This is a genomic window from Hyphomicrobium sp. (assembly GCF_035548195.1).
Taxonomy (GTDB): Bacteria; Pseudomonadota; Alphaproteobacteria; order Rhizobiales; family Hyphomicrobiaceae; genus Hyphomicrobium_B.
Map to the genome: position 1 here is coordinate 1 of NZ_DASZTY010000030.1, position 1,702 is coordinate 1,702.

At 60.6% G+C, this 1,702-nt stretch carries 1 protein-coding gene; it reads right to left on the reverse strand.

The annotated features are described in order from the left end of the window. Positions 1–123 precede the first annotated feature (123 nt). On the reverse strand, positions 124–1,560 hold the full coding sequence (locus tag VHB22_RS12265; RefSeq protein WP_325457265.1) for a transposase: 1,437 nt from the start codon (positions 1,558–1,560) through the stop codon (positions 124–126). Positions 1,561–1,702: the final 142 nt, after the last annotated feature.

A 1,702-nucleotide genomic window follows, 5' to 3' on the forward strand; every position in this document is an offset into this window, starting at 1 on the left:
TCGATACGGTGTTCGTCACGGTTGAGCCGAACGGGCGCAGTGAAACACCCCGCGGCAAGCTGCTGCTGGTTGCTTCTCTCCGATCGCAGCCGAACCATCCGTGACGATCGTGCGCTGGCGCGCTTAGGAGCCCGTGGTGCAACCCTCGATTTTTCGGCGATGATGCCAAGGACGGCAGCCGCGTTCGCGCGCTGAACTTAGCCGGTGCTGACGCGGTGGATCGCGTTTTTCGGCATCTCGGAGCAGTAGCAAGGCGATTTGCAACCAGATAAACGCCGCGAATGTGTCCCGACTTTGGTTTTTCAGCTCCCGCGGCGTTCCCGCGCCCACAAGCTGCCGGAAAATCAGACTCAGATTGAACGCACAGACGTGGATCAACTGCCGCTTCAGAATATTCTCTCGTCCCCGTAGGTGCGTTCGTCTCATTCCGCCGGTCTCGTAGCAGTGGGCAAAGGACCGCTCGATCAACTCCCCGCGTCTCTTCAACAGGCGCTTGCCGTGCCTGCCCTGCACACGTCGCCGGTTCGCATAGACGGCTTGCTGCTCTTCCGCTTTACCCACCCAGTGACGCCGTCCGCGATTCGGTTCCGAGATGTACGTTCGTACTTCTGCCTGCCCCAACAACATCACGCTCGGCCCGCTGTGATATCCCTTGTCTGCGACGATCTCTTTGATTCCATTCACCGAAACCTGCGGCTTCGCTTCCGGCGCCTTCGCCACTTCCCGCTCGATCAATGTCGCGACGGCTTCCCCAGCCTCCGCCACCGTTTCGTGGATGGTAGTGGTATCGCCTTGATCCGCCGCCTGCAACGTCACCGCAATCACCGCGCCGGTCTCCATGTCCACGGCATGCTCGGCTTTGTGCGCCATGTGCGTGGAGCCGTCCTTCATCTTGGTGATGCGAGCATCCGGGTCGGTCGCGCTCTCCCACTCCTGGTTCGACCCCTTCTTCTTCCGCTTGCGATCGAGTCGCGCCAGATCTTCCCGCGTGGGCGTCGCTATCCCGCTCTTCTTTGCCAGTTCAGTGAGGAACGCTTCGTATCGTTGTCCATTGTCGCGGCGCACGATCGACCGCATCGCCGCGTTCGCCTCCAGCGTCGTGGCGTCGATCCCCACCATCTTGCCCTTGAGCAGACCACGGTCAGCCAGCAATCCCAGCACCCAACCAAACACCTTTCGGTGTGTCTCCAGGTCGATCAATCGGCGCGTCCGCGAGATCGTGGAATGGTCCGGTGTTCTCTCATCCAATCCGATTTGCAGAAACTGCCGCAGCGCCAGCGAATCGGCCAAGCGCCATGCGATGCCACGTTCCGAGTCAATCCCCTCGAAATAGCCGATCAGCAGCGAACGAAAGTACATGCCGGGACTCAAGGACGGGCGGCCGTTCTTCTCGGCATAGAACTGCGCGCACTCGCCCTCGGCAAACTGATCAAACTTCTCTTCGTCGAGCAACTGGTTCAGACGCTGGTAGAACGGATGGCCGGGCGCGGTCGCGAGTTCGTCATGCGTGAGCCAGAACCCCTCTTGCCGCCTCCGTCCTTCCCGAGTGCCCATCGCCATAAAAACATCCTAAGGCGATCTTGTTCTGGAGGCCAGCAAATTCTGTCAGCCCGCCCGACTTTAACCACGCGCTGCTAGACTTGCTTTTGCAGGTAGCGCCGTCGCGGTCGCTCACTGCGCCTAGCGCGTGATGCCAGAAGCA

Bases quoted from the DNA above. Each gene is read 5' to 3' on its own strand.
- VHB22_RS12265 (WP_325457265.1), bottom strand. From the start codon at position 1,560: ATGGCGATGGGCACTCGGGAAGGACGGAGGCGGCAAGAGGGGTTCTGG.